Origin of the sequence: Enterobacter sp. C6, from assembly GCF_008122455.1 — a bacterium.
GTDB classification, from domain to species: domain Bacteria; phylum Pseudomonadota; class Gammaproteobacteria; order Enterobacterales; family Enterobacteriaceae; genus Enterobacter; species Enterobacter pseudoroggenkampii.
This window is the reverse complement of the sequence record NZ_QPFW01000181.1, coordinates 1-24,007: the sequence shown is the minus strand read 5'-3', so window position 1 is coordinate 24,007 and position 24,007 is coordinate 1. Positions and strand designations below refer to the sequence as shown.

The following is a 24,007-nucleotide window of genomic DNA, read 5'->3' as shown; positions in this document are numbered from 1 at the left end:
GCAGCGTCGCGGGAGCGTCAAGGGTATCCATTTGGGTACGTACCGCGATGGCCGTCGCTTTTAGTGCCCCCCAGCCGCCGGCAGGGCCGTCATAGTGTCTGATGCCTGGCACCGAGCGTCTTTTCTTGTTCATACCCACTCCTGATTTGTTCGGTCAACAACATCTGAACCCATAAAAGCGCTGCACAGGACAATAAGCAAAAGCAATGACGACCGTATGGCTACGCGCATGCGGTGCGGGAAGGTGCTTTATCTTAAATTCTTTTTATTACAGCGGTTTATGGGATTTGATGTTTAAATATTTAAAGAAATTATAACGAAATTTTATCATTTTAATAATAAATCTTATCTATCGGTCGGTAGGCGAGATAGATGGCGGTGAGTAAGGAAGGATGTAGTACCAGTAAAACTTCGAATGAAGCTGATGCGCTGGAGATATCGCCACGATTCACGTCTGGCGGGCTGCTGGAGGCATTTTGGGTTTGAGGAAATGACAGGAAGGTTTACTCAGGCTTAATGAATAATAGATATAAGGTATACCTTACTGTGGAATTCTCACGACATAAAATATACAGTTTTTTTGCGGCATGAAATTAACGTCGGGCTGCATTAAGTGAAATATTCTCACCCAAGCGATGAAGCGTTTTCAATATTAAAGATACCTTGTTAGTGCAACAAATAATTCATCGGAGATATATTCCTTTGACATCAAAAAAACGCGAATTCTACTAATTATGGTAGTGGCGATAATAGCGTTATTGCGTTAATGAAAGTGGTTCTCTTTTGTGTTTTTAATAGATAAAACATCATGTTATGTGGTTTTGTAGTGAGGAAATAAGAAAGGGTGGGGCAAATCGTTTTTTTTCATAGGATTAATCCTATAATTTTCCGACTGCTTCATTTACCAACAGTTACGCGGCGGTAAATATTGAATTGATGCGAAGCTCATGTAAACTTGCTTACCGTTTGTCAAAATATGTCAGGAAGATGCTGGGCCTTATTCTGAAGGGCTCGTGCGGTAGCTATGCCCTTAACATAGTAACGCCCCGAAAATATTCTGGCTATTTTAACAATAGCACTTAAGTCAAACTTCATCCCCTTATCTCCATCATCGAAATATCGCTACGGAAAAGCATATGAAAATGCGCGTACTGTTTTCACTTCTGTTTGTAATGGCGGTGGCGGGCTGTAAAGCGCCGCAAAAACCTGTGATCAACGACGATACGATCGAGACCAGCCAGGTCAACGGCGTTACCTTAACCCACCGTCACGCTGTGACGCCGCCGACGGAGTTCACGCCGGTCAACGAGCCGTATCGTGCCATGTATCCGGCTTCCCTGATGAGCCGACCTGACTTCGGCGGCAAAGTTATCCGTAATCTCGAGACCGGAAAAACGTACGTGGTGCTGGGGCAGGTTGAACACTACTGGATGGCGCTTGCCGACGAAGGCAACGATCAGCTGATTGGTTACGTCCCGATGCGCGCTGTGATCAAGGCCGACCAGTACGACGCCGCCGTGCGTAAACAGGCCATTCGTCCAAAGGCGCGTAAAAAAGCGACCTGTGTCGATGTCGATGGCAACAGCAAAGCCTGCAAAGACAGCGCTAACGGTACCTGGATCCTGAACTAAACGGCTTTCATGAGCGCATTTTTATGAATAATAAAAATTTTCATAAGCTGTGGTTATTCTTTTACGCGGCGATTTTCGCCCTGGTCAGTGGTTGTACGTCGTCTTCACACAGCGACCCCTCCCGCTACAATCTGCAGTTTCAGGCTCATCCACAAATCAATGAATCTGCGCCGCTTAAGGTCCGGGTGCTGTTGCTGAAATCCGATGCGGATTTCATGTCCAGCGACTTCTACTCCCTGCAGAACAACGCGTCGGCCACGCTTGGCGCGAATCTGCTGAATAGCGACGTGTTCTTCCTGATGCCGGGACAGCTGTCCAAAACCCTCAGCGGGCAAAGCTCTCCGGAGGCCCGCTACATCGGCGTGATGGCGGAGTATCAGGTGTTGGATGGCAAAAAATGGCGCGTTTCACTCCCTCTGCCTGTGCCTGGCGAAAATCATATCTACCAGTTCTGGAAATGGTCCGCAGATGAACTTCAGGCCAACGTTTTTCTCGACGTGAACGGCATTCGTGTCATCAGCCAGTAACGCGCTTCAAAACAGGAAACACATCATCATGACGAAAGCAGAAAAGGTCGTCTGGACCGAAGGCATGTTCCTGCGTCCACACCATTTTCAGCGGACTGAAAGCTATCTGCTCAACCATGTTCGTGAATGGGGTGCGCTACAGCGGTCGTATCTCTGGGGCTTTCTCGACGTTGAACTGGATGAAGCGATGCTTCGTCAGGGATGCATTGCCCTGAGCTACTGCAGCGGTTTGCTGCCGGACGGCACCTTTTTCCAGGTACGTAACGGGCGCAACGGCCCTGCACCGCTGAAAATTCCTGACAATCTCACTAACGAAAAGGTGGTGCTCGCACTGCCGGTACGTCGTGGCGAGAGAGAAGAGGTGATTTTTAGCGAAGAACCGGCCTCGCTGGCGCGCTTCATCGCTTTCGAGCAAGAGGTGGAAGACGATAACGCCATGTCGGTGGGGGATGCCACCGTCCAGTTTGGTCGCTTGCGCCTGACCCTGATGCTGGAAAAAGACCTCACGGCAGAGTGGACCGCCATCGGCGTGGCGTTTGTGACCGAGAAGCGTAACGACAACCACGTGCGGCTCGACAACAGCTACATCCCGCCGATGCTCAACGCCAACAACAGCCCGCAGATCTACAGCATGATCAACGATCTGCACGGTCTGCTGGTGCAGCGCAGCCAGCAAATTGGCGGTCGCTTGCGCCAGCCCGGTCGCTTTAATACCTCCGAGCTGATTGAGTTCACGCTGCTGTCGCTGGTTAACCGTCATCTGGGCGAGGTTTCTCATTTAAAAACCCTCCCGCTGCTGCATCCTGAAACGCTCTGGCGCAGCTGGCTGCCGTTTGCGACCGAGCTTGCCACCTGGACGTCCCAGCGTACCGCTGAAAGCGTGCTGCCGATTTACGATCATGACGATCTGGCAAACTGCTTCAGCAAGCTGATGCTGATGCTGCGTCAGGGGCTGTCGCTGGTGATGGAAGACCACGCGATTCAGCTGCCGCTTAACGAACGCTCTCACGGCCTGAACATCGCCACGGTGCCTGAAACCAGCATGGTGCGTGAGTTCGGCTTCGTGCTGGCGGTTAAAGCCAACGTGCCAGGCGAACACCTGCAAACCCATTTCCCGGCGCAGATGAAGGTCGCGCCGGTCTCGAAAATCCGCGATCTGGTTCAGCTTCAGCTGCCGGGCATTATGCTGCGCGCCATGCCGGTCGCGCCGCCGCAGATCCCGTGGCATGCCGGCTATAGCTACTTTGAACTGGAGAAGGGCAGCGAGCTGTGGCACGAGATGGATAAGTCCGGTGCATTCGCCCTGCATCTTGCAGGGGAATTCCCGGGGCTGGATATGGAGTTTTGGGCCATCCGTAGCCCGACAGAATAATAAAGCGAGCGCTTAATATGCAGGAACGACAGGACACCGGCAGTGATGCCGCCTTTACCGGAGCCAGTAGCAACAATCAGCTGGTGGCGGCCGCCAATCCGCTGCTCAATGCGATTCCGCAGATCCGTCACTCGATCTCCCATGACGATCAGGTGGCGTTACGCCAGCGCCTGATTGATGAGATTCGCCGTTTCGAAGTCCGCTGCCAGCAGGCGGGGCTGCCCTACGAAGTGATCGTCGGGGCTCGTTACTGCCTGTGTACGGCGCTCGATGAGGCCGCCGCGCTCACCCCCTGGGGCAGCAGCGGCGTCTGGTCAAGCAACGGTCTGCTGGTGACGTTCCATAACGAAACCTGGGGCGGTGAGAAGTTCTTCCAGCTGCTGGCGCGCCTGTCGCAAAACCCGCGCGAGCATATTCTGCTGCTGGAGATGATCAACTACTGCCTGCTGCTGGGCTTCGAAGGACGCTATCGGGTGCTGGATAACGGCCGCACCCAGCTTGAAACCATCAAGCAGCGGCTGTGGCAGATGATCCGCGGTGTGCGCGGCAGCTATCCGCCGCCGCTTTCACCCCATCCGGAAGATCGTCCCGTGCTGCGCAAGCTCTGGCGGCCGATGGTTCCCCTGTGGGCCTGCGTGGCGCTGGCCGGGTTTATCGCCTGTCTGTTTTATATCGTGCTTAACTGGCGTCTTGGCGATAACACCAACCCGGTGCTGGCGAAGATTTATCAGTCCCAGCTGCCGGAAACCACTATTCAGCAACCGGCGCGTCAGCTTCCGGCTGTGCTGAACCTGCGCGGCTTCCTGAAACCTGAAATCGAGGCTGGCCTGGTCGCGGTGAAAGACGAAGCGGATCGCAGCGTCGTTATCCTGAAGGGCGACGGGCTGTTTGCTTCTGCCTCTACCGTCGTGCGTGACCGCTATGAACCGGTCATCCACCGCATTGCGCAGGCGATGAATAACGTGAGCGGCAAAATTCTGGTGGTGGGCTACAGCGACAACGTACCGATCCGCAGCGCGCGCTTTGCCTCTAACTATGAACTCTCTCTGGAACGCGCCCGCTCGGTACAGAAAATGCTGCAGGGAAGCCTCTCTCAGCCTGGCCGCGTGAAAGCGGAAGGGCGGGGCGAGATTAACCCGGTGGCGCCGAACACGACGCCTGAAAATCGCGCCCGTAACCGCCGTGTGGAAATTACTCTGCTGGTGTCGCCTGAAAACACTCAGGCTGAGCTGAACGGATTGCCGCAAGGAAACTAAGGAATGCTGACTACACTTCTTTCCATTTTGACCAACCGCATTCTGTGGAGCTTCCTCGGCGTCACGGCGCTGGCGGCGGTGATCTGGATGATTGGTCCCCTGTTGTCCATCGTGGACACTCGACCGCTTGAGTCTGAGCAGAACCGTATTATCAGCATTGCCGTGGTCTATCTGCTCTGGGCGCAGGGCCACATTCTGCCGCGCCTGTACAACGCCTGGCTGAACCGCAAGCTGATGGACAAGCTCAAGGAGAATACCGCCAGCCCGGAAGCGGCGGATCCGCAGAAGCGGCTGAACAGCGAGGAGCAGATCCTCGCCAGCCGTTTTGATGAAGCCGCGCAGATGCTGAAAAAAGCGCACTTCAGCAAAGCGGGCCAGGGCGCCCAGTGGACGCAGCGCTTCAGCACGCAATATCTCTATCAGCTGCCGTGGTACGTCATTATCGGCGCGCCGGGCTCCGGTAAAACCACGGCGCTGGTCAATTCCGGGCTGCAGTTCCCGCTGGCCGATCGTTTCGGTAAGACCGCGCTGCGGGGCATTGGCGGCACGCGCAACTGCGACTGGTGGTTCACCAATGAGGCGGTGCTGCTGGACACGGCGGGCCGTTATACCACCCAGGAGAGCGAGCAGGTGCAGGACGCCGGCGAATGGCTGGAGTTCATGGGGTTACTGCGTAAGTATCGCCGCCGCCAGCCGATCAACGGCGTCATCATCACCATCAGCATTTCTGACCTGCTCACCCAGTCCGCCGAGGCGTCCCGCCAGCAGGCGGTGAACCTGCGCCAGCGTCTGTCCGAGCTGCATGAACAGCTGGGAATCCGCTTCCCGGTGTACGTGATGGTGACCAAGGCCGACCTGCTTAAAGGCTTCCGCGCGTGGTTTGCCGACTACGATAAAGCGCAGCGCGACCAGATCTGGGGCTTTACGCTGCCGTGGGAGCAAACCAAGCACGCTGATTACGACCTGATGGGCAACTTCCAGCAGGAGTTTTCTCTGCTACAGCAGCGCCTTGATGCCGGGCTGCCGGAAACCATGCTCAAAGAGCATGACGCGAAAACCCGCGCAGAAGCGTATCTCTTCCCGCAGGAGTTCGCCGCGCTGCGTCCGCTGCTGGCAGACTACCTGAGCACGGTCTTTGCCCGCTCCAACTTCGAAACCGAGTTCTCTCCGCGCGGGATCTACTTCGCCAGCGGGACGCAGGAAGGCATGCCGTTTGACCGCGTGATGGGCGAACTGAACCGCGCCCTGTCGCTGCCGGAAGGGGGCGAGGCGGATAACTGGGATTCGGTCAGCAAAGAAGCGCCTATCCCGGGCGCAAAAGGTCAGAGTTTCTTCATTAAGAACCTGCTGCAAAACGTCATCTTCCAGGAAGCCGGGATCGCAGGTGAAAACCGTTGGTGGGAGCTGCGCAACCGGGCGGTGATCTGGTCCGGTTACGCGGCGCTGCTGGCCCTGCTGGTTATCCTCGGCGGTCTGTGGCTCACCAGCTATGCCAAGAACAAGACCTATCTGGCAGAGGTGGATGCGAAGGTTCCGCTGCTCGACCAGCAGAGCAAAGCGCTACAGAACCAGCCGCAGCGCGACCTGTTCGATCTGCTGCCGCTGCTGAACGGGCTGGTTGACCTGCCGAAAAGCGACGCGTTTGATGTGAACGATCCGCCCGTATCACGCCGTATGGGGCTCTATCGCGGGGATGACGTCAGCGATGCTGCGCAGTCTCTGTACCAGAAAGCGCTGGATCAGATGCTGCTCCCTGCCGTTGCCATGCACATCACTACCTGGCTGCGCAACGACAACGGCAGCGATGTGGAATACAGCTATGAAGCGCTGAAAGCCTATCAGATGCTGTATCAGCCGAAGCACTATGACGGCAAATTCCTGCATTCGTGGGTGATGCTCAATCTGCAGCGGAATCTGCCGCAGAACGTCACGAAGGCGCAGCTGCAGCAGCTTGAATGGCACCTGACGCAGCTGCTGGAACCGAAAATTCAGGCCTCGCCGTACGCGCAGGATGAATCTCTGGTTGCCCGCGAAAGAGCGATGATCAACCAGCAGCCGCTCTCCACGCGCGTATACGGTCGTCTCAAGCGCCTGCTGGAACATGATGACAACCTGAAGCCGGTCTCCCTTTCCGACCTGGGCGGACCGCAGAGCGAGCTGGTATTTTCCCGCAAAAGCGGCAAGCCGGTGAGCGAAGGCGTACCGGGTCTGTATACGCCGGACGGCTACTGGAAAAGCTTTAACGGCCAGATTGACAGCGTGACCACCGCCCTGCACGAGGACGACGCCTGGGTGCTGGGGGCCGCCACAGCGCAGGAGGACAAACAGCAGATCGATAACGCCGTGCGCCAGCTCTACATGCGCGACTTTATCGCTAACTGGGATCGCTTCCTCGCCGACATCCAGCTCAATAACAGCGCCGACCTTTCCCAGCGCATCAACACCGCGCGCCTGCTCTCCGGCGGCAATTCGCCGCTGCGCCGTCTGGTGCAGAACCTGAGCCAGGTCCTGACGCTATCACGCAATGCGCCAGCGCCAGAAGGTGCAGGCAAAGCGCAGGATCAAAGCAACCGCGCCACCCGTACGCTGGAAGCCCTGTTCAGCAACAATGACGCAGCGCCGACCCAGGCCGCCGTGGTCACCCAGGCGCCGGAACAGCTGGTCACCGACCACTATGCGCCGATGATTGAGCTGGCGCAGCCGCTGGAGAAGGGGGGGAAGACCATCGTATTTGATGATTTTCTCAAGCAGGTGGATGAACTCTATCGTTACCTGACCGCCGTCCAGGACGCGGCCAACAGCGGGATGCCGGCACCGGGCGGCGAGGCGATCAGCCGTCTGCAGGCCAGCGCCGGTCGTCTGCCGGGCGGGCTGCAAACCATGTTCAGCAACATGGCGGTGGGCGCCAGCAGCGATACCCAGCGTCGTGATCTGGAAAACGTACGTAAGCGAATTAACGTTGAAGTGGGCGGTTTCTGCCGTCAGGCGATTGCCGGTCGCTACCCGCTGGTACGCAGCGCCAGCACCGAGGTCACCCCTGACGATCTCGCGCGCATGTTTGCGCCGGGTACCGGGCTGATGGACGCTTTCTTCCGCGACAATCTGACCAATAAGGTGGACACCACGCAGGCCAACTGGCGCTTTATGCCGGGCATCGACGGGAAAACGCTGCCGGGAAGTGAAGGGCTGCTGAGACCGTTCCAGCAGGCCCAGTCGATTCGCGACGCCTTCTTTGCTAATGGCGCAACGACGCCGTCCTTCAAGGTGACGGTTCGCACCGTGCGAATGGATAACACCATTCTGAACCTGACCCTGGACGTTGACGGCCAGCTGCTGCGCTACAGCCACGGTCCGCAGGCCGTGCAGATCATGAACTGGCCGGGGCCGGGCGGCACCAACCAGGTACGCATGCAGCTGGGGCTGGCGAACGGCAGCACGGCGACGCTGGTCACCAACGGCGCCTGGGCGCTCAACCGCTTCTTCGATAAAGCGAGCACCAGCCCGGGCGCGGGTAGCCTGAGCCGTCAGGCCACCTTCAACGTCGACGGACATCAGGTCACGCTGGAGTTTGCGCCAAACAGCATTCGCAACCCGTTCCAGCTTCCCCGTTTCTCATGCCCATAACCGCAAGGACAGCCGTATGACGAATACCCCTGCGATGAACCGCTACAGCTGGTATGGCAAATTACCCAGCGCCGGAGATTTTTTGCAGCGTCGCTTTCCTGACACTTTACAGCGCCAGTGGTCACACTGGTTTCAGGTCGGTCTGCTGGCCTGGCAGCAGGAAGAGCAGCGCAGCGGCGAGCGCCAGTTCCAGAAAGCGCCAGTCTGGAATTATGTGGTACCGCCCATGCTGGGCAGCCAGATGATCCAGATGGGCTGTCTGCTGCCTGGCCGCGACAGCGTTGGCCGACAGTACCCGGTTTGCCTTCAGCTGAGCTTCGCCCCGTCAGAGTGGTCGACCAGCCTGCTCAGCCAGGCCGAAAGCTGGTACCAGCAGATTGGGCGCCTGGGGCTGCACGCGGTGCGCAACAGTTTTTCCGCCTCGCAGCTGGATGAGATGCTGATGACCATTCCGGCGCCGCAGCCGGTCGAGCCGCAAAAGCGCTCCGACATCCTGGATGTGATTGGCTATGACGAGGACGGCCAGAGCACGCTGGGCTGGCCTCAGGCGGCGGAGTGTTTTGATCCGCTACGTCAGACCAGCTACTGGTGGACCAACCGCTGCGACGGTTACCCGCTATACACCCACGTGCACAGCGGTAACTTTACCGGGCAGCTTTTCACCCTGCTGTTCGACCCGGCAGGGGGCGCCCGTCCGGGGCGTCACGGTCTCTATCCGCCCATGTTTGAATAAGCAGGGATCTTATGAATATCGAAGAATTTCTCGCGCCAATAAGCCCCGACAAGCCCTGCGGCGAAAACCTGGAGTACGACGCTGACTTCCAGATCATGAATCAGGCAAGTCTTGGGAAAGCGGAACAGCAGTTTGGCGACACCATTATCCCGGCAGAGCCCGCAGACTGGAACACGGTAGAAAAATACGCCACCAGCCTGCTGACCCGCACCAAAGATCTTCGCGTCCTGCTGGCGTTAACCCATGCCTGGACGCGCCGCCGCGGGCTGGCGGGCTACGCGGACGGATTATTGCTGGTGCAGGAGGCGATCGCCCGTTACTGGGAACCGCTCTATCCGCTGCTGGAAGAGTATGGCGAAACCGATCCGTTCTATCGCATTAACGCCCTGGCGGGGCTCAGCGATAAATCCGACCTCACCGTCGCCGTGCGAAACGCCTCGCTTCTGCGTTCAAACGGCGATGAAATTTCGCTCCGGGATGCCCAGGCCCTGCTGGACGGCAGTAAGACGGAATGTCCGGACTATCCCGGCGGCCGTCCACGGCTGATTGACGAGCTGGCCCGCGGCGACCAGCCGGGAACCGCAGCGGTTATCGTCATTAACGAACGGCTGCTGGCGATTCGCGAGCTGCTCACCGGGCATCTCGGTGAAAGCGGCGTGCCCGAGATGGAGCAGCTGCTGAAAACCGTCGGACTGGTAGCCAGCGCGTGTCAGGTGACCGACATCAGCAAGCTGCTGCCGAACCGTGAGGTGCAGGCAGAACCACAGGCCGAGCAGCAATCGGCGGCAACGCAGCCCGCTCAGCCGGTCACCGACTGGCGAAGCGTGCAGGTCACCAGCCGCGCCGACGCGCAGCTGATGCTGGAAAAAGCGAAGCAGTATTTTGCGCAGTACGAACCGAGCCACCCCGCACCGCTGATGATTGAACGGGTGCAGCGGCTGTCAGAACTTAACTTTATGGACATTATTCGCGACCTGGCGCCAGACGGCGTTAACCAACTGGAAAACATCTTTGGGCGCCGCGAATAGCGCGTCCAGGCATTATGACGACAGGCATGGAGCCTGCCGTTTCACCTTCACCGCGCATCTTTGATGGAGAACATCATGGCAATGAGTAACAGTGGGCAGAAATTCATCGCACGTAACCGTGCTCCCCGCGTGCAGATCGAGTACGACGTAGAGATCTACGGTGCAGAACGTAAAATTCAGCTGCCGTTTGTGATGGGCGTCATGGCCGATCTGGTCGGCAAACCGGTGGAAAACCTGCCGGCCGTCGACGAGCGTAAATTCCTCGAAATCGATATCGACAACTTTGACGAACGCATGAAGGCGCTGAAGCCGCGCGTAGCGTTCCAGGTGGATAACACCCTGACCGGCGAAGGTAAGCTCAACGTGGATCTGACCTTCGACAGCATGGACGACTTCCTGCCGGATGCGGTGGCCCGCAAGGTTGAGCCGCTGAACAAGCTGCTGGAAGCGCGTACCCAGCTCTCTAACCTGCTGACCTATATGGACGGCAAAAACGGTGCGGAAGAGCTGATCGCTAAAATTCTGCAGGATCCGACGCTGCTCAAATCCCTGAGCCAGTTGCCGAAAAATGACGAAAGCGCGAAAGGTAGCGAGGAATAATCGATGAGCAACCAGACTCAACAACATGAGCAGCAGGCGGGTCAGGCGTTCAGCCAGGATGAATTCAGCGCGCTGCTGAACAAAGAGTTCCGCCCGAAAACCGATCAGGCCCGCTCCGCCGTCGAAAGCGCGGTCAAAACCCTGGCGCAGCAGGCGCTGGAAAATACCGTCACCTTCTCGAACGATACCTACCGTACCATTCAGAACCTGATTGCCGGTATCGACGAGCAGCTGTCGCAGCAGGTGAATCAGATCATTCACCACGAAGAGTTTCAGAAGCTGGAGAGCGCCTGGCGCGGTCTGAGCTACCTGGTGAACAACACTGAAACTGACGAGATGCTGAAGATCCGCTTTATGAGCATCTCCAAGCAGGAGCTGGGCCGTACCCTGAAGCGCTTCAAGGGCGTGGGCTGGGACCAGAGCCCGATCTTCAAGAAAATCTACGAGCAGGAATACGGTCAGTTCGGCGGCGAGCCGTTTGGCTGCATCGTGGGCGACTACTACTTCGACCACAGCCCGCAGGACGTTGAGCTGCTGGGTGAAATGGCGCGCATCGGCTCTGCGGCGCACTGTCCGTTCATTACCGGTACCGCACCGGGCGTGATGCAGATGGAGTCCTGGCAGGAGCTGGCTAACCCGCGCGACCTGACCAAGATCTTCCAGAACACCGAATACGCGGCCTGGCGTTCGCTGCGTGAATCCGAAGATGCCCGCTATCTGGGCCTGGTGATGCCGCGCTTCCTGTCGCGCCTGCCGTATGGCATTCGCACCAACCCGGTCGACAGCTTTGACTTTGAAGAACAGACCGACGGCGCGAACCACAACAGCTACTCCTGGGCGAACGCCGCGTACGCGATGGCAGCCAACATCAACCGCTCCTTCAAAGAGTACGGCTGGTGCACCTCGATTCGCGGCGTGGAGTCCGGCGGGGCGGTGGAAAACCTGCCGTGCCACACCTTCCCGAGCGATGACGGCGGTGTGGACATGAAGTGCCCGACCGAGATCGCCATCAGCGATCGTCGTGAAGCCGAGCTGGCGAAAAACGGCTTTATGCCGCTGGTTCACCGCAAAAACTCCGACTTTGCCGCCTTCATCGGCGCGCAGTCCCTGCAGAAACCGGCGGAGTACCATGACCCGGATGCGACCGCTAACGCGCGCCTGGCATCACGCCTGCCGTACCTGTTCGCCTGCTGCCGTTTTGCCCACTACCTGAAGTGCATCGTGCGCGACAAAATCGGCTCCTTCCGCGAGCGCGAAGAGATGGAACGCTGGCTGAACGACTGGGTCATGAACTACGTCGACGGTGACCCGGCGAACTCCTCCCAGGAGACCAAGTCCCGTAAACCGCTGGCAGCTGCGGAAGTGCAGGTGCAGGAGATTGAGGACAACCCAGGCTACTACGCCGCGAAGTTCTTCCTGCGTCCGCACTACCAGCTGGAAGGTCTGACCGTTTCCCTGCGTCTGGTTTCTAAACTGCCGTCGCTGAAGACGAAAGACGCGTGATGCAGATAGCCGGCCTCCTGGGGCCGGCAGCCTTATTGTGAGTACGAGATAGCTAATGAATTTACCTGTGAAAGCGATAACAAGAAAATTCATCATCTATTTAATGGTTTATGCGTTGTTAATTATTTCATTCATGCTGTTTGTGACGGTATCCGGCTACTATCTGTTTATCTTTGACTGGCCAGAAGATGTCCCGCGAATCGCAATGCATGGATTCTTATGTGCTGGACTTAATGCATTAGCGATAGGTATCTACGTTGTTGCAGAGAAATGGAAAGAGAAACGTTAATACCTCGTGCTGGCTTATATTTAATTAAGGTATTCCACTAACGCGATATTACAATGAATAAAATAAACCTGTTTGCAATCGCTTTGTTGTTTATCGCGTCTCTGGCTGAAGCACAAACGGGAAATTATTCTTATCCTGACGCAACAGCATTACCGCAGGATGATACGTCAAATTTGCTTCGCGACCCGGGCTTATTAACGGGGTACGATTTCAATCTCAGCGCAGCGCGCTTCGCCAGTGCCTGGCTTTCAAAAACGAATGAACGCGAGCGCATTAAGGCGGATATGTATCTATTAGGCGTGGTTGATGCATCAGAGGGGAAGGCCTGGTGTAAAGGTCATCCGGTTTTGCCCAATACGGTTCATGAATTTCTTTACTCTCGCTTTGCCCATTTATCTGAGCAGGAGAGCAAACGGCGGGCTTCTGAAATCATTACCGATGCAATGGGAGAATTAAGCCCCTGTCAACATCGGACTGGCTTATAGAACGCTCCACTGCTGAACCGGTTGGAATTGGATAGCTGATGCGCTGTGGGGCCGATGGCAAAGGATATAAGGTGAAACATTTCTGTTTTTTCCTCGTATTTATGACCTTTTATGTGTGTGCCGGAAATAACTATCCTGATTTTTATCAGCAGCAAACATACCGGCAGGTTTTAAAAGATTTAGTTCTGGCGCGCTGTCTTGCTCAAGTGGCAGATAAAGGCAGTCAGTTTTCTGCTGATGCGGCCAGAAGTGCGAGCGCATTTATTGAGTGGATACCTTTTGATGCTGAAAATGGCACGGATAAAGTGAATGCCCTCATCGAAAAATATAAAAATCAAATTAATGGTTTTCATTCAGAGCGAAAACCCGATGTCAAAGGCGTAACCTTAAACTGTATACGTCTTTATCATAGCGACGAACTGAACAAACTGGTTCCGCAGGTCATCATTGGCGATCCTGACCGTAGCTGGATCCAGGATAACCCAGAGTAGTAAAAGACTTCACATTCTTTCCGTTCATTCAGGGGGAATGTAAGACTGTCAAATGACACGGGTCATTTGATATGAGGCAGAGGTAAAATATGGACGGTTTTATTCAGCCCCATGCTTTCCTGTTTGCCATATAAGTGCTTTTTCGAAAGCAATATTGTTCATCCACGAAGAGTAGATATTATGGCTATTGATATGTTTCTGAAGGTCGAGGGTGTTACGGGCGAATCGAAAGATTCTAACCACACCGGCTGGACTGATATTACCTCCTTCTCCTGGGGCGCTTCCCAGCCAGGTAATATGAGCGTTGGCGGTGGCGGCGGTGCCGGTAAAGTTAACTTTAACGACCTGCACGTTAACGCGCTGATCGACAAATCCACCACCGCTATCCTGAAACACTGCGCCAGCGGTAAACACCTGACTAAAGTTGAACTGTCCGTTTGTAAAGCGGGCGGCCAGCAGGTGGAATACTCCCGCATCACGCTGGAAGATGTGCTGGTGACCTCTGTTCAGTACACCGGTGCTGACAACGGCGACACCGTTGGTGTGACCTATGCATTCCAGGCTGCGAAAGTGAAACAGCAGTACTGGGAGCAGACCACGTCGGGTGGTAAAGGTGCTGAAAGCAGCGCTGGCTGGAACATCAAAGAGAACAAAGAAGCGTAATAATAGTGGGCCCGAAAGGGCTCACTTTATCCGGAGCTTCTTATCAAGGAGAAACAAGATGTCTCAAATGCGTCCTGCTTTTGGTGCCGCCTGGAACAGATTCAGAGAAGTGAACGTAAGCGTAGAACAGGTTGGCAAATTGTTGGGTGGAAAAGTTCAGCATAATATCGACGCCGGTATTTTTAAAAATGCCTGCCCAATTCGTATGAGCTACGTTTTAAATTACTGTGGCATTCCTATTCCTTCTAACAGTAAATATGCGACAGTGACCGGAAACGACAAAAAGCGCTATATGTTCCGCGTTAAAGATATGATTGCATTTCTACCCACGGTACTGGGCAATGCCGATATGTCTGTCTCTTCTCCCACTCCTGCGCAATTTGCAGGCAAACAAGGCATTATCATCTTTACCGGGCACGGCTGGAGCGACGCAACCGGGCATGTCACACTCTGGAATGGTAATATTTGCTCTGATGATTGCCATTTTCTGGGCTCACCGGGTAATGGTTCGTTTATTCCGACCAACGCAACATTCTGGAGCCTGAAATGAAACGTTTATTACTGCTGGTATTGGCTATAAATGCCTCTGCTGTTTATGCCCAAACCCTGCCTGATGTCAGCGCTTTTTCTCAGCAACAAATCTTTGAAAACTGGGTGCAAAATCGATGCATCAGTAAGATTGCGGACAGTAAAAGTCTGAAAGACGATGCAGAGGCCAGCGCGGCCGCATGGCTGGAAGCAAGCAATCTCCCTGCAGAGAATTTTGAAAAAGCTGACAAGGTGATTGTTTCTTTACTGAAAGAGAAAGTAGGCGGTACCGAACCGGGTCAATATCAGGTTTTAAAGTGCAGCTTAATCGCCAACAGCGACGCGATTCGTCCGCTCAAAACCGCAAAATAGAATCAATGGAATCCGGCCCCAAACGCCGCCGTTCTCGTCCCGAGAGCGGCAGCGTTTGAGCGCTAATCATACCAGCAGGAATACGCCATGCGATTCACGATTATTTCTACGAAACCCGGTCATCAGCCGCCGCAAAGCAGCTGTGATTTTTACGCCCCGGGCGGCACCATTGGGCGCGGTACGGATAACAATCTGGTATTGCCGGATAATGACCGCACCATCTCTCGTCTGCAGGCCATTGTTCACGTGGACGCCCAGGGTGAATGCCGCGTGACCAACCGTGGCAGCGTCACCCGCGTGGTATTAAATGACATTCCGCTGGAGCGAGGGCGTCAGGTTGAACTGCAGGATGGCGACATTCTCGGTATTGATGACTACCGTATCGAAGTGACCGAACTGATCCACGATACCCAGCCCGTGAGCCGTATGGCGGCCAGTCTGCACCAGCAGGCGCGTCCGACAGCCGCACCCGCGACCGCGCCAGCTTCTCAACCGAAACCGGCAAGTGCCGCACCGCGCGGGAAAGCCGAGCCGACCGCCGTGCCAACGGAGATCTGGGATAGCCTGATGCAGGAGTTCTCCATCTCCGACAGCATCTCCAGCAACCGTACAAAAACGCAGCCTGCTGCATCGCACGATCCGTTCTCCCAGCCTGCGGCCCCGGAGCGTAACGCCGAAGATCCGCTGGCGATGTTCAACGACAGCGATCCAAAACTCGAGCGTAAGCATGTCGACCCGGACACGCTGTTCAGCGACGAAGCGTTGTTCAAAAAAGAGAGTATTTTTGACGACGTCACCCCGTCAACGCTGGTGCCGCCGGGCGAGACGAGCCCCGTGAAGCCAGAAGAAGAGGCGACGGATGAGCTCGATCCGCTGGCCCTGTTTGGCGGTAAGGCCAGCGCACCAGCCGCGCGTAATGACGACCCGCTCGGGCTGATGGGCGGCGCGCCACTAACCCATCCGGATGACATTATTGCCGAGAAGCCTGCGCCAGTGCCGGAACCTGAACCTGAACAGGAAGAGGACGTGCTGGCCGATTCTCCGCTGTTCGCCCCTGAGCCGCAGGAAGAACCGCGTGCTGAAGAAGAGCCCACGCGACCGGATTACGCAGGCTTCACCATGCCAACGCCACAGGCCGTTGCGCGCAGCAGCGCTCAGGCCCCTAAGGGCCGCCTGCGCATCGACCCGGTCAATAACGCCGCCTCGCCAACCACCACGGCAAACAGCGGTGAGAAGGGCGAAGTGCTGCAGGGTGAGCTGCTGGAGGCACTGCTGGAGGGGATGGGGTTGAGCGAAATGCAGCCCGTCCCGCAGTTTGACCGTGAAAATATGCGTCAGCTGGGGCAGATCCTCGGCATGTTCTCTCAGGGGACCGTGGCGCTGCTTTCCTCGCGCTCCATTCTCAAGCGCGGCGTGAAAGCCGATATGACCATGGTGCTGGACGATGCCAACAACCCGTTCAAGCTGTTGCCGACCGGCAAAACCGTGCTGATCCAGATGTTCGGCACACCGATGCCGGGCTTTATGCCGCCGACCAAATCGGTGCGCGACGCGCTGATCGATCTGCAGGCGCACCAGCTGGGCATGATCTCCGGCATCCGCGCCATTATTGCCGCGATGCTGCAGTCCTTTAACCCTGAGCAGCTGGAAGAGCAGGCGAAGCAGAACGGGATGACCTCGCGTCTGGCGCTGCCGGGCAGCCGCAAAGCGGCCCTGTGGGACTACTTTGTTCGCAGCTATGGCGAGACGGCGGGCGAGATTGAGGACGACTTCCACACCCTGTTCGGCGAGGCCTTCCTTCATGCGTATGACATGGAGGTCAATCAGTACAAAGACTCACAGAGCGGATCGGAAGACAAATGAATATCGCAACGGCTTCTCTCTCCCGCCAGGGGACGCGCGCCAGCAACCAGGATCAGACGGGAGAAACCATAGGGGAACGTTCAGCCTGCTTTGTCGTCTGCGACGGCATCGCGGGGCTGCCGGGCGGCGAGGTGGCCGCAGCGCTGGCCCGCAACAGCATTATCTCCCGCTTCGATGGCGACAAACATCTTAATGCGCAGCACATCCGCGACTACGTGCAGACGGCGAACCGCACCATTCTCAGCGAACAGCAGGCCGTACAGGACTATCGCCGGATGGGCACGACGCTGGTCAGCCTGTTCATTGATCGTGATTACGGGCTGGCCTACTGGGCGCATGCCGGAGACAGCCGCCTGTACCTGTTTCGCCGGGGATGGCTGTGGCATGTGACTACCGACCACAGCCTGGTGCAGCAGATGAAAGATGCCGGGCACCAGACCGACAACCTGAACAGCAACCTGCTCTATCTGGCGCTGGGGATTGAAAACGGCGGGCCGGAAGCGAGCTACAGCGATGTGGTGCAGGTTGAGGACGGCGATGCCTTTTTACTGTGCACCGACGGGTTCTGGCACGGCGTCAGCGAAGAGCAAATGAAGCAGTCGCTGCATATGGTCAATACGCCGCAGGAGTGGCTGACCTTAATGAACCAAATCATTCAAAAGAATGGCGAACAGGAGGGGAATGCTCAGGATAACTATACTGCCCTGGCGGTATGGATGGGCAACCCTCAGGACACCACTTTGCTGCACACCCTCTCTGACGCAGCACAATTTCTTCCCTGCGGAACTGATTAGACACACAAGGAACGATATGAAACTTTGGCTATCGGGTTTGGCACTTCTGGCGGCGACCTCCACCGCTCAGGCTGAAAATTTCCGCATCGTGCAGTCTCCTGCGCAGAAGCTGGATATCTGGATCGACAACATCAAAGACAACACGCCGCAGAGCTGGTGTAAGCCTGAGGTGGCGCTGCGCATTGTGGCAAACGGCAAGAAAGACGTCTCCGTGCTGGAGAACTTTGTGCCGCGTCTTGGCTCACTGCTGGAACACCAGTGCAGTAAAGTGAATAAGCTTAGCTGGACGCTCAACGATCCGGCGGGTACCACGCTGGCGCAGGGCACGGCTGGCAAAGCGCAGGACTGGGCGCTGGTGGTGAAACAGGAGCAGGCCGCACCTGCTGCGACCGTCACCGCAACCCCAGCCAGCGGCGCGTTACTGCCGCCAGACCAGAACGCTGCATCCCGCACCGTCGCGGCCGACCGCACGCCGTGGCAGGAGTTTACGCTTCAGGACGGCTGCCACCTGCGCACCTTCTGGGAAGGTGGCGCTTCCGCTCCGGCGCTCTTTATTCCAGATTCTGACACCACCCGCTGCGGGAACGGCAGCTGGCTGAGCGGACACACCGTTGTGTCGCAGTCCCGCAACGGCGGGCAGAAAGAGATGGCGGTGACCTACATTCATGGCTTCCCGGTGACCGGACTGAATCAAAGCGCCGATCCGGAAAACGCGCTGATCACCTCCGTCAACAAAGAGCGCATGGTATTCAGCACCCCAAACAGCGACCAGAGCTGGATGATCCTGCCTTACGACAACGCCCTGAACAGCTGGAAGAGCAACGGCACGGTCGCGGTGGAGATCTCCCGTGAAACCGCCAGCGATGATGCAAAGCTGCAGGCGCGTATCGCGGCGGTGAAAAAAACCTGGAGCGCCTGGGTGGCACCCGGCACGCCGCTGAATATCGTTCTGATTGACACCCTGCGTCCTCAGCTGCGCGATCCGGCCGTCGGCGCATGGCGCGCGGCGAATTAAGGAATGGCTATGAATACGCTCTATCAACACCTGGCGGGTGAGTCGCTCAACGACGCGCTCGCGCGCCTTGAAGCTGAAATCAAAGCCCGTCCGGCGGATGCCGACCTCCGCGCCGCGTTCGTGCAGTTTTTAACCCTCAGCGGCAACTGGACGCGTGCCCTGACCCAGCTGAAAAGCTGGCTGGCGCTGAAGCCGCAGGCGAAACCCACCGTCACGCTGCTGGAGCAGTCCATCCAGGGCGAGCTGCAGCGCGCGCAGGTGATGGCGGGACAGGCGCGTCCGGCCATGCCTGAAACCCAGTGGCCGTGGCTGACTACCCTTACCGCTGCGCTGAGCGAGGAGGGCGAGCGCGCGCAGGCGCTGCGTCTGGAAGCCCTTGAACAGGCGCAGGCAAACCCTGGTAGTGTCACCCTTGAAAACGAGGAGACGCAGGCCTTTGACTGGCTGATGGACGGCGATGCCCGTCTCGGCCCGGTGTGCGAAACCATCGTCAACGGCCGCTATTTCTGGCTGCCGTTTAACGCCATCGCGGAGATCCGTTTCCAGGCGCCTGCCAGCGTCACCGATCTGGTCTGGCGTCACGCGCTGGTGCGCCTGACCGACGGAACGGAACAGGTGTGTCAGATCCCGGCGCGTTACCCGTTTGCAGCCGATGCCTCTGATGCGGTCAAACTGGGGCGCACCACCGACTGGCACCCGCTCGATACTGACGGCACGCTGTATGAAGGCCAGGGCCAGAAGGCCTGGCTGAGCGAGCAAAGCGAAAGCCCGCTGCTGTCCTTGAGCCTCGTGACGTTCGCGACGGATGGAGCCGATGAGTAATCCCGCTGGCGAAGGCGATCTGCTGCGCAGCGGCTGGCAAGCCCGCAGCAAGCAGGAGAAGGTGGGGGCGCGCGACAAAATGCAGCCTTCGCTGCTCGATCGCCTCACTGATAACGACCCGGAAAAAAAGCGCGAGTCGGCCAACAGCAATCTGATCACCCATGCCGCCCTGCGTCGCAATGTGCTGCGGGATCTGCAGTGGCTGTTTAATACCATCAACCACGATGCCTCCGGTGATTTGAGCGCGTTACCGCACGTGAGCCGCTCGGTGGTTAACTTCGGCGTCGCGCCGCTGGCCGGGAAAAGAATGTCGGACATCGAATGGCACGACATTCAGCGCAAGCTCACCGAGGCCATCATTAATTTTGAACCACGCATTTTGCCGCAGGGGCTGCAGGTCCGCTGCGTGTCGGATACCTCCTCGCTGGATCTGCACAACGTGCTCTCCATCGAGATCAAAGGGCGTTTATGGTGTGTGCCTTACCCGCTGGAGTTTCTGTTTCGTACCGATGTCGATCTGGAAAACGGCCATTTTGAACTGAAAGATGCGGGGTAATCATGGAAAGTAAACTGCTCGAATACTACAACCGTGAGCTGGCCTACCTGCGCGAAATGGGGGCCGAGTTTGCCGAACGCTATCCTAAAGTCGCCGGGCGGCTGGGCATGCGCGGCATCGAGGTGGCGGACCCGTATACCGAACGTCTGATGGAGGGCTTCGCCTTCCTGACCTCCCGCGTGCAGATGAAAATGGACGCGGAGTTTCCGCGCTTCTCTCAGCGTCTGCTGGAGATGATTGCGCCGAACTATCTTGCGCCCACGCCGTCGATGGCGATCGCGGAGATTGAGCCCGACAGCAGCAGGGGTGACCTGAGCAAGGGCTTCATTGTGCCGCGCGGTACCATGATGGACAGCCTGGCGCTGAAAAAAACCGGCGTGACCTGCAGCTATACCACGGCGCACGAGGTCAACCTGCTGCCGCTGAAAATCGACAAGGTCGAGCTGGGCGGCGTGCCCGCCGATCTGCCGCTCGCGCAGCTGGGGCTGAGCCAGCGGGGGATCGGCAGCGCTCTGCGGATCCGCATCGCCTGCGACGGCCCGCAAAACCTCGGGCACCTGGATTTCGACCGTCTGGAATTTTTCCTCGGCGGTCCGGATATTGAAGCGCTGAAGCTGCTGGAGCTGGTGATGGAGCACCACGTCGGGATCGTCTGTCAGACGGTCGGCCCGCAGCCGCAGCGACAGCTGCTGGCGTCGGATGCGCTGCGCCAGGAGGGTTTTGAGCCTGACCAGGCGCTGCTTCCGGACGATCTGCGCAACTTTGACGGCTATCGCCTGCTGCAGGAGTATTTCGCCTTTCCGGCCCGTTTCCGCTTCATTAGCCTCAGCGGCCTGAGCAAGCTTATCCAGCGCTGTGAAGACGAAAAAGCCTTCGATATCTTCATTCTGCTGGATAAGTCGGATGAGCAGCTGGAGCGCGTGGTCGATGCCAGCCACCTGGCGCTGCACTGCACGCCGGTCATCAATCTGTTCCCCAAGGTCGCGGCGCGTCAGAAGCTGAATGAAGGCCAGCATGAATACCATCTGGTGGTGGATAACATCCGTCCGCTGGATTATGAAATTTATGCGGTCAAAAAAATCTATGGCAGCGCGGACGGCCAGCGTGATGACCAGACGTTTCGTCCGTTCTGGAGCACCTGGAGCGGCGATGCGGGCAACTACGGGGCCTATTTTTCCCTGCGCCGCGAACAGCGCGTGCTGTCCGAACACGCCCTGCGCTACGGTACGCGTACCGGCTATATCGGCTCGGAGGTCTTTGTCTCGCTGGTGGATGAACAGCACGCCCCCTGGCAGGAAAACCTGCGCTATATCTCTGCCGAGGTGCTCTGCACCAGCCGCGATCTGCCGCTGATGCTGCAGCAGGAGCTCGGGCAGTTCATTATGGCCGATTCCATGCCGGTGAAATCCCTCACGCTGCGTAAAGGCCCGACGCCGCCGCGTCCGGCGCTGGCCGAAGGGTTCAGCACCTGGCGGCTCATCAGCCAGCTGCAGATGAACTACCTCAGCCTGATGGACAGCGAAAACGAAGAGGGCGCAGCCGCGCTGCGACAGCTGCTAGGGCTGTACGCCAACCTGGCAGAAACGCCCGTGGCTCGTCAGGTGGAGGGGGTACGCCACTGCGTGCTGGAGCCGGTTCACCGCCGCGTGCCTGAACCCGGCCCGGTGGTGTTCGCCCGCGGGATCGGCATTACCCTGACGGTGGATGAGCGAGCCTTTTCCGGCGCCAGTCCGTGGCTCTTCGGCAGCGTGATGGAGCGTCTCTTTGCCCGTCTGGTGTCGATCAACAGCTTTACGGAGTTCACCCTGAAAAGTCAGCAGCGCGGCGAGATTGGCTACTGGGCGCCGCGCATGGGTAAAAGGGCGCTGATATGAGTGACACCGCTGCACCGCTGCGCGTGCATCGCCTGACGAAGCTGCCGGATGCGTTCTGGCACGGGGTGCGCGAGACGCCCTGGCGCTACGATCTGTTTCAGCTGTTAAGGCGCATTGATGCCCAGGGCGGCGAGCGCTACCCGCTGGGCCGCGCGCCGCTGCCAAAATTTGAACCGCTGCGCATCGGCCAGCAGCCGTCGATGAGTTTTGCCCCGTCGACGCTGGCTCAGGTACGTCAGCGGGAGGAAAGCGGGCTGCATGAGGTGTCTATCCTCAGCTTCGGCCTGTTTGGCCCGAACGGCCCGCTGCCGGTCCACATGACCGAGTACGCCCGCGAGCGTATTTATCATCATCAGGACACCAGCCTCAGCGCGTTTGCCGATCTGTTCCATCACCGCCTTGCGCTGCTGTTTTACCGCGCCTGGGCGGATGCGCAGCCCACCGTCTCGCTGGATCGCGCCGATAACAGGCGCTTTGAAGGCTACCTGGCGTCGCTGATTGGCATGGGGCAGCCGGGTCAGATGAACAAAGGCAGCCTGAGTTCTCATGCCCGCTTTACCCACGCCGGGCACCTGACCCGTCACGGACGGGATCCGGAGGGGCTGGAGAAGATCCTGCGCAGCTATTTTAAAGCGCCGGTCAAACTGGTCAGCAACGTGCCGCAGTGGATGCCGCTCTCCACGCGCGAGCAGGCGCAGCTGGGAGCAGGACGCCGCATGCCGCGCATGGGTGAGTCCGCCTTTCTCGGCGTCGCCGTCCGCGACGTGCAGCATAAGTTTCGCATCGACATTGGCCCGCTGAGCGCGGAGGAGTACAACCGTTTTCTGCCGGGGGAAGCGTGGGTCACCGAGCTGCGTGACTGGGTGCGTCAGTACGCCGGGGTGGAGTTTGAATGGGAAACACGGGTGATCCTGCGTGAAGACGCAGTGCAGGGCACCACGCTCGGCGGTGCCGGGCGATTAGGCTACAACACCTGGCTGGGCCTTCAGCCGCGGCCTGTCCCGCGTGGCGATCTGGTGTATTGCGCAGAGCGATAATTTTTCTAACGCATTGTTATCAATGGAACCGAACATGTCAGAAATAAGCCGTGCCGTGCTTTTCGGCAAACTGGATACGCTGTTATTTACCTCTCTGGAAAGCGCCACTGCGTTCTGCAAGCTGCGCGGCAACCCCTATGTTGAGCTGGTGCACTGGCTGCATCAGCTGATGCAGCAGCAGGATGGCGATCTGCAGCAGGTCATCCGCCACTTTGCCCTTGATGAACAGCAGCTGACGCGCGATATCGTTGCGGCGCTGGATGTCCTTCCACGCGGGGCGAGTTCCGTTTCCGATCTCTCCGAGCATATCGACAGCGCCGTTGAGCGCGCCTGGGTCTTCGGCTCGCTGAAGTTTGGCGTCAGCCGCATTCGCGGCGGCCATTTGCTGATCGGCATGCTGAAAACCTGGAATCTGGCCAACGTGCTGAAAAGCATCTCGTCGCAGTTCACCCGCCTTAACGTCGAGGTGTTGATTGAGCAGTTCGACGCTATTTGCGCCAACAGCAAAGAGACGCAGCAGGCCACTGCTGCCTTCGATGCACCGGCGGGTGCGGTACCGGCTGCGCAGGGGACGCTGGCCCAGTACGGCCAGGACCTGACCGCCCGCGCCCGCGACGGGAAGATTGACCCGGTTGTCGGGCGCGACGAGGAGATCCGCCAGATGGTGGATATCCTGATGCGCCGTCGTCAGAACAACCCGCTGTTGACCGGGGAAGCCGGGGTCGGGAAAACGGCGGTGGTGGAAGGTCTGGCGCTGCGTATCGCCGACGGCGACGTGCCGGAGCCGCTGCAGAACATTCAGCTGTGGCTGCTGGATATCGGCATGCTGCAAGCCGGCGCAGGCATGAAAGGCGAGTTCGAGGCCCGGCTGCAGGCGCTTATTAATGAAGTCCAGTCCAGCGCCACGCCGATCATTCTGTTTATTGATGAGATCCACACCCTGA

At 57.8% G+C, this 24,007-nt stretch carries 23 protein-coding genes; all 23 read left to right on the top strand.

The genetic code is table 11. The features are described from left to right. Window positions 1-1,136 precede the first annotated feature (1,136 nt). The gene (locus tag DOU50_RS06220) at window positions 1,137-1,631 is read left to right on the top strand and encodes a hypothetical protein (RefSeq protein ID WP_032647696.1); all 495 of its coding nucleotides are present in this window, start codon (window positions 1,137-1,139) and stop codon (window positions 1,629-1,631) included. Window positions 1,632-1,654: 23 nt separating this feature from the next. Further along, window positions 1,655-2,158, top strand: a complete 504-nt coding sequence (gene tssJ, locus DOU50_RS06215; RefSeq protein ID WP_024909828.1) for a type VI secretion system lipoprotein TssJ — start codon at window positions 1,655-1,657, stop codon at window positions 2,156-2,158. Window positions 2,159-2,186: 28 nt separating this feature from the next. Next, window positions 2,187-3,530 carry a type VI secretion system baseplate subunit TssK gene (gene tssK / locus DOU50_RS06210; protein WP_024909829.1) on the top strand — a complete coding sequence of 448 codons (1,344 nt, stop codon included), beginning with the start codon at window positions 2,187-2,189 and terminating at the stop codon, window positions 3,528-3,530. A gap of 17 nt (window positions 3,531-3,547) precedes the next feature. Beyond that, the gene (locus DOU50_RS06205; RefSeq protein WP_024909830.1) at window positions 3,548-4,786 is read left to right on the top strand and encodes a DotU family type VI secretion system protein; all 1,239 of its coding nucleotides are present in this window, start codon (window positions 3,548-3,550) and stop codon (window positions 4,784-4,786) included. A gap of 3 nt (window positions 4,787-4,789) precedes the next feature. Further along, the gene (gene tssM / locus DOU50_RS06200; RefSeq protein ID WP_148769044.1) at window positions 4,790-8,410 is read left to right on the top strand and encodes a type VI secretion system membrane subunit TssM; all 3,621 of its coding nucleotides are present in this window, start codon (window positions 4,790-4,792) and stop codon (window positions 8,408-8,410) included. 16 nt (window positions 8,411-8,426) lie between these two features. After that, on the top strand, window positions 8,427-9,143 hold the full coding sequence (gene tagF / locus DOU50_RS06195; RefSeq protein ID WP_024909832.1) for a type VI secretion system-associated protein TagF: 717 nt from the start codon (window positions 8,427-8,429) through the stop codon (window positions 9,141-9,143). Between the two features lie 11 nt (window positions 9,144-9,154). Beyond that, on the top strand, window positions 9,155-10,171 hold the full coding sequence (gene tssA, locus DOU50_RS06190) for a type VI secretion system protein TssA (RefSeq protein WP_090419862.1): 1,017 nt from the start codon (window positions 9,155-9,157) through the stop codon (window positions 10,169-10,171). 75 nt (window positions 10,172-10,246) lie between these two features. Next, complete coding sequence (gene tssB, locus DOU50_RS06185) at window positions 10,247-10,771, top strand: type VI secretion system contractile sheath small subunit (RefSeq protein WP_008502644.1); 525 nt, start codon at window positions 10,247-10,249, stop codon at window positions 10,769-10,771. Between the two features lie 3 nt (window positions 10,772-10,774). Then, window positions 10,775-12,274, top strand: coding sequence for a type VI secretion system contractile sheath large subunit (tssC, locus tag DOU50_RS06180; RefSeq protein ID WP_014884232.1), 1,500 nt, complete (start codon window positions 10,775-10,777; stop codon window positions 12,272-12,274). A gap of 55 nt (window positions 12,275-12,329) precedes the next feature. Further along, window positions 12,330-12,563, top strand: a complete 234-nt coding sequence (locus DOU50_RS06175; RefSeq protein ID WP_032645535.1) for a hypothetical protein — start codon at window positions 12,330-12,332, stop codon at window positions 12,561-12,563. A gap of 53 nt (window positions 12,564-12,616) precedes the next feature. Continuing rightward, on the top strand, window positions 12,617-13,048 hold the full coding sequence (locus DOU50_RS06170; protein WP_148769043.1) for a Rap1a/Tai family immunity protein: 432 nt from the start codon (window positions 12,617-12,619) through the stop codon (window positions 13,046-13,048). Between the two features lie 71 nt (window positions 13,049-13,119). Then, window positions 13,120-13,539 (top strand): T6SS amidase immunity protein Tai4 family protein, encoded by a 420-nt coding sequence (locus DOU50_RS06165; RefSeq protein ID WP_024909836.1) that lies wholly within the window; start codon window positions 13,120-13,122, stop codon window positions 13,537-13,539. Between the two features lie 180 nt (window positions 13,540-13,719). After that, the gene (locus DOU50_RS06160; protein ID WP_008502640.1) at window positions 13,720-14,202 is read left to right on the top strand and encodes an Hcp family type VI secretion system effector; all 483 of its coding nucleotides are present in this window, start codon (window positions 13,720-13,722) and stop codon (window positions 14,200-14,202) included. Between the two features lie 58 nt (window positions 14,203-14,260). Continuing rightward, window positions 14,261-14,752, top strand: a complete 492-nt coding sequence (locus tag DOU50_RS06155; RefSeq protein ID WP_032645536.1) for a type VI secretion system amidase effector protein Tae4 — start codon at window positions 14,261-14,263, stop codon at window positions 14,750-14,752. Beyond that, window positions 14,749-15,102: a T6SS amidase immunity protein Tai4 family protein gene (locus DOU50_RS06150; protein WP_061714910.1), complete on the top strand. Its 354-nt coding sequence runs from the start codon at window positions 14,749-14,751 to the stop codon at window positions 15,100-15,102. The genes DOU50_RS06155 and DOU50_RS06150 overlap by 4 nt, the downstream gene beginning before the upstream one ends. An 87-nt stretch (window positions 15,103-15,189) precedes the next feature. After that, entirely contained in the window at window positions 15,190-16,965 is a 1,776-nt protein-coding gene (gene tagH / locus DOU50_RS06145; RefSeq protein WP_148769042.1) for a type VI secretion system-associated FHA domain protein TagH, read from the top strand. Then, on the top strand, window positions 16,962-17,759 hold the full coding sequence (locus DOU50_RS06140) for a PP2C family protein-serine/threonine phosphatase (protein WP_008502637.1): 798 nt from the start codon (window positions 16,962-16,964) through the stop codon (window positions 17,757-17,759). The genes tagH and DOU50_RS06140 overlap by 4 nt, the downstream gene beginning before the upstream one ends. A 16-nt stretch (window positions 17,760-17,775) precedes the next feature. Further along, a complete protein-coding gene (locus DOU50_RS06135; protein ID WP_032647680.1) occupies window positions 17,776-18,774 on the top strand; it encodes a hypothetical protein in 999 nt (332 codons plus the stop codon). Between the two features lie 9 nt (window positions 18,775-18,783). Continuing rightward, complete coding sequence (locus DOU50_RS06130) at window positions 18,784-19,596, top strand: type VI secretion system accessory protein TagJ (RefSeq protein ID WP_148769041.1); 813 nt, start codon at window positions 18,784-18,786, stop codon at window positions 19,594-19,596. After that, the gene (gene tssE / locus DOU50_RS06125) at window positions 19,589-20,152 is read left to right on the top strand and encodes a type VI secretion system baseplate subunit TssE (protein WP_024909842.1); all 564 of its coding nucleotides are present in this window, start codon (window positions 19,589-19,591) and stop codon (window positions 20,150-20,152) included. Before DOU50_RS06130 ends, tssE begins: the two co-directional genes overlap by 8 nt. Before the next feature lie 2 nt (window positions 20,153-20,154). Then, the gene (gene tssF / locus DOU50_RS06120; protein WP_090419874.1) at window positions 20,155-22,026 is read left to right on the top strand and encodes a type VI secretion system baseplate subunit TssF; all 1,872 of its coding nucleotides are present in this window, start codon (window positions 20,155-20,157) and stop codon (window positions 22,024-22,026) included. After that, window positions 22,023-23,063: a type VI secretion system baseplate subunit TssG gene (tssG, locus tag DOU50_RS06115; RefSeq protein WP_148769040.1), complete on the top strand. Its 1,041-nt coding sequence runs from the start codon at window positions 22,023-22,025 to the stop codon at window positions 23,061-23,063. The genes tssF and tssG overlap by 4 nt, the downstream gene beginning before the upstream one ends. A 34-nt stretch (window positions 23,064-23,097) precedes the next feature. Then, on the top strand, window positions 23,098-24,007 hold a 910-nt coding region (locus DOU50_RS06110), incomplete at its 3' end, for an AAA family ATPase (protein ID WP_148769039.1).